The 6,191-nt window shown below is 73.5% G+C and carries 5 protein-coding genes and 1 pseudogene; 2 read left to right on the forward strand and 4 right to left on the reverse strand.

Annotation, left to right across the window (positions count from 1 at the left end):
- Positions 1-1,190 (reverse strand): AI-2E family transporter (locus P1P75_RS38780; RefSeq protein ID WP_319264239.1); only part of this gene is annotated, 1,190 nt, incomplete at its 3' end.
- Between the two features lie 145 nt (positions 1,191-1,335).
- Between P1P75_RS38780 and P1P75_RS38785 the strand changes: the two genes are divergently transcribed.
- Positions 1,336-1,812 carry a nuclear transport factor 2 family protein gene (locus tag P1P75_RS38785; RefSeq protein ID WP_319264241.1) on the forward strand — a complete coding sequence of 159 codons (477 nt, stop codon included), beginning with the start codon at positions 1,336-1,338 and terminating at the stop codon, positions 1,810-1,812.
- Between the two features lie 196 nt (positions 1,813-2,008).
- Positions 2,009-3,526: an apolipoprotein N-acyltransferase gene (lnt, locus tag P1P75_RS38790; protein WP_319264243.1), complete on the forward strand. Its 1,518-nt coding sequence runs from the start codon at positions 2,009-2,011 to the stop codon at positions 3,524-3,526.
- On the opposite strand, the pseudogene P1P75_RS38795 reads toward lnt, so the two are convergent.
- From P1P75_RS38795 to P1P75_RS38805, 3 genes and pseudogenes are all read right to left on the reverse strand, one after another.
- Positions 3,492-3,686, reverse strand: a pseudogene (locus P1P75_RS38795) (gfo/Idh/MocA family oxidoreductase); the annotation flags it as partial. The gene lnt and the pseudogene P1P75_RS38795 sit on opposite strands and share 35 nt — an antisense overlap.
- Before the next feature lie 48 nt (positions 3,687-3,734).
- Positions 3,735-4,646: a Gfo/Idh/MocA family oxidoreductase gene (locus tag P1P75_RS38800; RefSeq protein WP_319264245.1), complete on the reverse strand. Its 912-nt coding sequence runs from the start codon at positions 4,644-4,646 to the stop codon at positions 3,735-3,737.
- A 10-nt stretch (positions 4,647-4,656) separates the two neighbouring features.
- Complete coding sequence (locus tag P1P75_RS38805; RefSeq protein ID WP_319264247.1) at positions 4,657-5,853, reverse strand: FAD-dependent monooxygenase; 1,197 nt, start codon at positions 5,851-5,853, stop codon at positions 4,657-4,659.
- Positions 5,854-6,191 lie beyond the last annotated feature (338 nt).

The following is a 6,191-nucleotide window of genomic DNA, read 5'->3' on the forward strand; positions in this document are numbered from 1 at the left end:
GCCCCCCGCGTCTTCTCGCCCGGCCCGCCTGCGGCGCCCTCGTCCCCCCACGGCTGCCCCTCGACGGACTCGCCGTCAGCGCCCCGACCCGCCGCCACGGCCCCGCCGTCCGCCCCCGACTCCTCGCGCGGGTCGCTGAGTTGTTCCCGCACGTAGTTCCAGATCACCGCGAGCACCGCCGCGATCGGTACGGCGAGCAGGCTGCCGACGATCCCGGCGAGGCTTCCGCCGAGGGTGACCGCCAGCAGGATCACCGCCGCGTGCAGTCCGAGTCCCCGGCTCTGGATCATCGGCTGGAAGACGTTGCCCTCGAGCTGCTGCACCGCGACGATGATGGCCAGCACGATCAGGGCGTCCGTCAGGCCGTTGGAGACCAGCGCGATGAGCACGGCGACGAGTCCGGCGAACAGCGCGCCGATGATCGGCACGAACGCGGACACGAACGTCAGCACCGCAAGCGGCAGCACCAGCGGTACGTCCAGGATCCACAGGCCGATTCCGATCAGCACCGCGTCGAGCAGACCGACGAGCGCCTGCGACCGTACGAACGCGCCCAGCGTGTCCCAGCTGCGCCCGGCCACCGTCGGGACGTCCGCGGCGAACCGGCCGGGCAGCTGACGGGCGAGCCACGGCAGGAACCGCGGGCCGTCCTTGAGGAAGAAGAACATCAGGAAGAGGGCGAGGACGGCGGTGACCAGGCCGTTGACCACCGTGCTCACTCCCGAGACGACCGTGGTGACCATGCTTCCGAGGCCGTCCTGGGCGCGGGCGACGGCGCTGTCGAGGGCCTTCGTGATCTCGTCGTCGCCGATGTTCAGCGGTGGACCGGCGGCCCACTCGCGCACTCGCTGGAGACCCTCGACCACCCCGTCGGTCAACTCCCCCGACTGGGAGGCCACCGGCACCGCGATCAGCGCCACGATGCCCGCGACGACCAGGAGGAACAGCACGGTCACGCACGCCGCGGCAAGGGCCGGCGGCCAGCCGTGCCGGCGCAGGAACCGCGTCGGGGGCCAGGTGAGGGTGGTGATGAACAGGCCGACCACGAGCGGCCAGACGATCGACCACATCTGCCCCAACAGCCATAGGGCGACCGCCAGCCCCACGAGGAGCAGCAACAACTCGGCGGATATGCGCGCCGATGCGCGGAGCGCGGCGCGGGTCCTCGTGGAACTCAACGTGGCAGACATGAGGATCACCCTATGGGTACGCCGGTCATGGACACGCACAGCCCGGTCCCAGTTCAGAGGGTCTTTCGGCGGTTTGGCGCACGGATCGGCCGGACATACCCGCACGGCCCTTGGCCTCACGTCCGCGATGCCCAACACTCGGGCCATGACGCAGCGTGTGGAGCTCGCCGCCGTGATGGACCGCCTGGCCGTCGACGGTCTGATCACCGACTACGCAGTCGCCGTCGACGACGGCGACTGGGCGGCCTACCGGGAGTTGTTCACTTCTGACGGGCGGGCGGACTACCGCTCGGCCGGCGGGATCGAGGGAGAGGTGGGAAAAGTCGCCGCATGGCTCGAGGAGAGCATGCGGCTGTTCTCGATGCGTCAGCATCTGATCGTCAACCGCAGACTGCGCTTCGGAGTGCTGGAGCAGGACCGGGGCGACACGGCCCGGGTCCAGGCCGACTATGTGAACCCGATGCGCCTGGCCGCTGGCGAGGGGCCCGCCACAGCCCCGGACTTCGTGTGCGGCGGCCGGTACGCCTTCGAGCTGCTGCGGACGGAGGACGGCTGGCGGGTGCGCGAGGTGGTCGTGCAGGAGAAGTGGCGCCGCCGGCCCGTCCCGGACACCACCGACTGACGGCGGCAGCCCGGCCCGGACACCACCCGACGCACAGCGACCGGCAGCCCGTCCCGGGCACCACCGACTCACGGCGACCGGCAGCCCGTCCGGGACGCCTCCGGCTGACCGGATCGCGCCCCTCCGCCGAGGCCATCCGGTCGGAGATCGCCCCGGGCGCGCACACTGGAGCGACCACGGGGTAAGGAGGTGCCGTATGAAGACCTTCGGTCACTGGCTCTCCTCCCCGTGGCGGCGCTCGGCCCTCGCGGCTCTGGCCGGCGCGCTGCCCGTACCGGCCTACCCTTCCCCCGGCCTGTGGTGGTGGGCGTACGTGGCGCTGATTCCCTGGCTCCTGCTGGTGCGTTCGGCGCCGACAGGGAGGCGGGCCCTGTACGACGGATGGGCCGGCGGCTTCGGGTTCATGCTGTCGATGCACGGGTGGCTGCTGCCGAGCCTGCACGTCTTCACGCTGGTCCTCGCCGCCCTGCTGGGCGCGTTGTGGGCGCCGTGGGGCCGGCTGGTGCGGCGCTTCCTCGGCGGGACGCCGTCGCGGGGGCGGGCCGGGGCCGCTCTGCTGGTGGTGCCCTCCGGCTGGCTGGCCGTGGAGCTGGTCCGTTCCTGGGAGGGGCTGGGCGGGCCGTGGGGCGTGCTCGGGGCCAGTCAGTGGCAGGTGGAGCCGGCGCTGCGGCTGGCGTCGGTAGGCGGGGTGTGGCTGCTGAGCTTCCTGGTGGTGGCCGTCAATGTCGCCGTCGTCCTGCTTCTCGCCGTTCCGGCGCACCGGACGGCGGCCGTCGCCGGGCTCGTGGCGACGGCCGCGGCGACCTCGGCCGCGTGGGTGTGGTCGCCGCGGCCGGACACCGACGGGCAGGCGCGGATAGCCGTCGTACAGGCCGGTGTCGTCGATGGGCCCGACCGCCGCTTCGACCGCGAGGAGCAGCTGACCCGCCGGCTCGTCGGGCAGGACGTCGATCTGATCGTCTGGGGCGAGAGCAGTGTCGGCCACGACCTGGACGACCGGCCCGACCTGGCCCGCCGCCTGGCGGAGCTGTCACGCGCGACCGGCGCCGGCATCCTGGTCAACGTGGACGCCCGCCGCTCGGACCGGCCCGGCATCTACAAGAGTTCGATCCTGGTCGGCCCGGAGGGACCGACCGGCGACCGGTACGACAAAATGCGGCTGGTGCCGTTCGGCGAGTACATCCCCGCCCGCTCGCTGCTGGGCTGGGCCACGTCCGTCGGCAAGGCGGCCGGCGAGGACCGGCGGCGCGGCACGGAACAGGTCGTGATGAACGCCGGGCCCGGCCTGCGCATCGGGCCCATGGTGTGTTTCGAGACAGCGTTCCCCGACATGAGCCGCCATCTCGTCGAGGACGGCACCGACGTCCTGGTCGCCGAGTCGTCGACGTCGACCTTCCAGAACAGCTGGGCCCCCGCCCAGCACGCCTCGCTGGGCGCCCTGCGGGCGGCGGAGACCGGCCGCCCCTTCGTACACGCGACGCTGACGGGCGTCTCCGCCGTGTACGGCGCGAGCGGTGAGCGGATCGGCCCGTGGCTGGGGACGGACGCGAGCACCACGGCCGTCTACGAGGTGCCGCTCACCAGTGGGGTCACCCCGTACGTCCGCTTCGGCGACTGGCCGCTGCACGCGGCGCTGCTGGTCCTCGCAGGGCTCGGCCTGGCGGAGGGAATCCGGGCGGTCAGGCCGCGGCGGAGCGCTCCCGCACCACTCTGACCACCCGCTCGCACAGTTCGTGAGTGGCCAGCGCGTCGCGGGCACTGAGCGTCCTTCCCGCACGGACGGCGTCGAGGAAGGCCGTGACGGCCTGCTCGATGCCACGCCGGCGGGCCACCGGCACCCGGTCACCGCGCCGCCGCACGGTCGGCTGCCCCTCCGCCGCTGGTCCTCGCAGGACTCGGCCTGGCGGAGGGAATCCGGGCGGTCAGGCCGCGGCGGAGCGCTCCCGCACCACTCTGACCACCCGCTCGCACAGTTCGTGAGTGGCCAGCGCGTCGCGGGCACTGAGCGTCCTTCCCGCACGGACGGCGTCGAGGAAGGCCGTGACGGCCTGCTCGATGCCACGCTGGCGGGCCACCGGCACCCAGTCACCGCGCCGCCGCACGGTCGGCTGCCCCTTGTGGTCGATCACCTCGGCGAGATTGACGACCTGACGCTTGGTGTCCTGGCCGGACACCTCCAGGATCTCCTCGTTGGACCCGCTGAGCCGGTTCATCACCCCGAGCGCCGTGAAACCCTCCCCGGCGAGCTGGAGGACGACGTGGTGCAGCAGCCCGTCGACGACGCGGGCCCGCACGGTCACGTCGTCGACCGGCCCCGGTGCGAGGAAGCGCAGGGTGTCGACGACGTGGATGAAGTCGTCGAGGATCATCGACCGGGGTTCCTCGGGCAGCCCGACGCGGTTCTTCTGCATCAGGATCAGCTCGCGCGGGTGGTCGGCGCACTGCGCGTATCCGGGGGCGTAACGGCGGTTGAAACCGACGGCCAGGCTCGTGACTCGGTCCTCCGCGAGGGCCACGAGCCGTTCGGAGTCGGCGAGTTCGTACGCCAGCGGCTTGTCGACGTAGGTCGGGACGCCCGCCTCCAGGAGCCGGGTGACGATCTCCGGGTGGACGGCGGTGGGCGCGTGCACGAAGGCGGCGTCCAGGCCCTCGGCGAGGAGCGCGTCGAGGTCGCGGTGACGCTGTCCGGCGGGCAGGCGCAGCGTGCCGGCGACCCGGTCGAGGGTGGCCGGGGTGCGCGTCTGGAGATGGAGTTCGATCCCGGGCAGCGCGCCGAGCACCGGCAGATACGCCTTCTGCGCGATGTCGCCGAGTCCGATGCAGCCGACCTTCACGGGTGCTCCTTCACTGCTGGTCCGCGCCTGCCTGCTCGGCAGCATACGGGGCCTGCGGCGGCCTCCAGTCGGCGATCCCGTCGAACCCGCGCATCAGCAGCCCCGGCCCGGCCGCCGACAACACCGCCAGCCCCGCGTTGCGTACGGCGACGGCGACCGGGTTGGCGACCAGGCTGACGCGGGACGCCCTGACGGCCTGCCGGGTGACGTATGCCGTACGGGGCAGCCGGGCTGCCGTGTAGGCCGGGAGGTCGGTGTGGTGGTGGGCGAGGACGACGGCGTCCTCGATGGCCTGGTTGCCGCCCTGGGCGAGCCTCGGGGGCATCGCATGGGCCGCGTCGCCGAGGAGGGCGACGCGGCCGTGGTGGAAGGCGGGCAGGGGCCGGGCGAGGTGGTGGACGTCGTGGCGCAGGACGTCCTCGGGGCGGGCCGCGGCGAGGATGTCGGGGACGGGGCGGTGCCAGTCGCCGTAGCGGCTCAGCAGTTCGGCCCGTTCGTCGGGCGCGCGTCCGCCCGCCGGGACGGTGGCCGCGGCGTAGCAGTAGACGCGGCCGTCGTTCAGCCGGTGCGTGCCCCAGATGCTGCCCCGCCCCCATGTCTCCTGCGAGGCACACTCCACGTCGGGGACCGCGATCACCAGACGCCATGCGGTGAAGCCGCTGTAGACCGGGCCGGGGTGGTCCGGGAACAGGGTCCGGCGTACGGCGGAGCGGATGCCGTCGGCGGCGACCACCAGGTCGGCCTCCAGCTCGCCGTCGGGGGTGGACACACGGGCCGGGCGGCCGGCGTCGCCCGGGTCTCCCGCGTCGGCGAGGGTGGCGGGCGCGCCGGTGCGGACGGTGTCCGGCGGCAGCAGGGCGATGAGGGCGTCGACGAGGGCGGCCCGGTGCAGCAGAAGCAGCGGTTCGCCGAAGCGGGAGGTCGCCGCGTCCGCACGGGTGCGGAGGATCCGGCGGCCGTGCGGCGTGCGCACGCCACCGTCGCCGAGCGGCGCACCGAGGGCCCGGATCCGGTCGCCGGCTCCGATCACGTCGAGGGCGCGCAGGGCGTTGGGACTCAGGGACAACGCGGCGCCGACGGGCTCGACGGAACCGGCCCGCTCGACAACGGTCACCTCCCAGCCCCGCCGCAGCAGTGCCGCGGCGGCGGTCAGCCCACCGATCCCGCCTCCGACGACGACGGCCCGCGCCGGCTTCCCCTGTGCCATGGTTCCCCCTCGACCCGACTCGGCTCACGACGACTGTAGTGAGCCGGCAGCGGCTGCTCCTGCGCGGGTTGGGGCACCGGCCCGGGGCTCCTCGCCGGTCTCCCTGAGGTGCTCGCCGTCGGCACGGACCGCCGCCCCGCGCCACCGGAGGTCACGCCGCCCAGGCGTCGGCCCTGCGCGGGGGCGCGAGCGCGTCGACGGCGTCACCCGAGACTGACGCCACGTCACCCCGGACCACCGCGCGCCCTCCCCACGGGGTACGAGATCACCCGTGCGGGGCATCCTCCGCTTGTCCGCCGTGTCTCGGGGGTCCGGAGCCAGCAGAGTGGCGCGGGTGC

It is taken from the genome of Streptomyces sp. ID05-39B, from assembly GCF_033794725.1.
Classification (GTDB): Bacteria; Actinomycetota; Actinomycetes; order Streptomycetales; family Streptomycetaceae; genus Streptomyces; species Streptomyces bobili.

What these genes read in the sequence shown, in the direction of transcription:
- P1P75_RS38785 (WP_319264241.1), top strand. Translation starts at nt 1,336, where the DNA reads ATGACGCAGCGTGTGGAGCTCGCCGCCGTGATGGACCGCCTGGCCGTC.
- lnt (WP_319264243.1), top strand. Translation starts at nt 2,009, where the DNA reads ATGAAGACCTTCGGTCACTGGCTCTCCTCCCCGTGGCGGCGCTCGGCC.
- P1P75_RS38805 (WP_319264247.1), bottom strand. Translation starts at nt 5,853, where the DNA reads ATGGCACAGGGGAAGCCGGCGCGGGCCGTCGTCGTCGGAGGCGGGATC.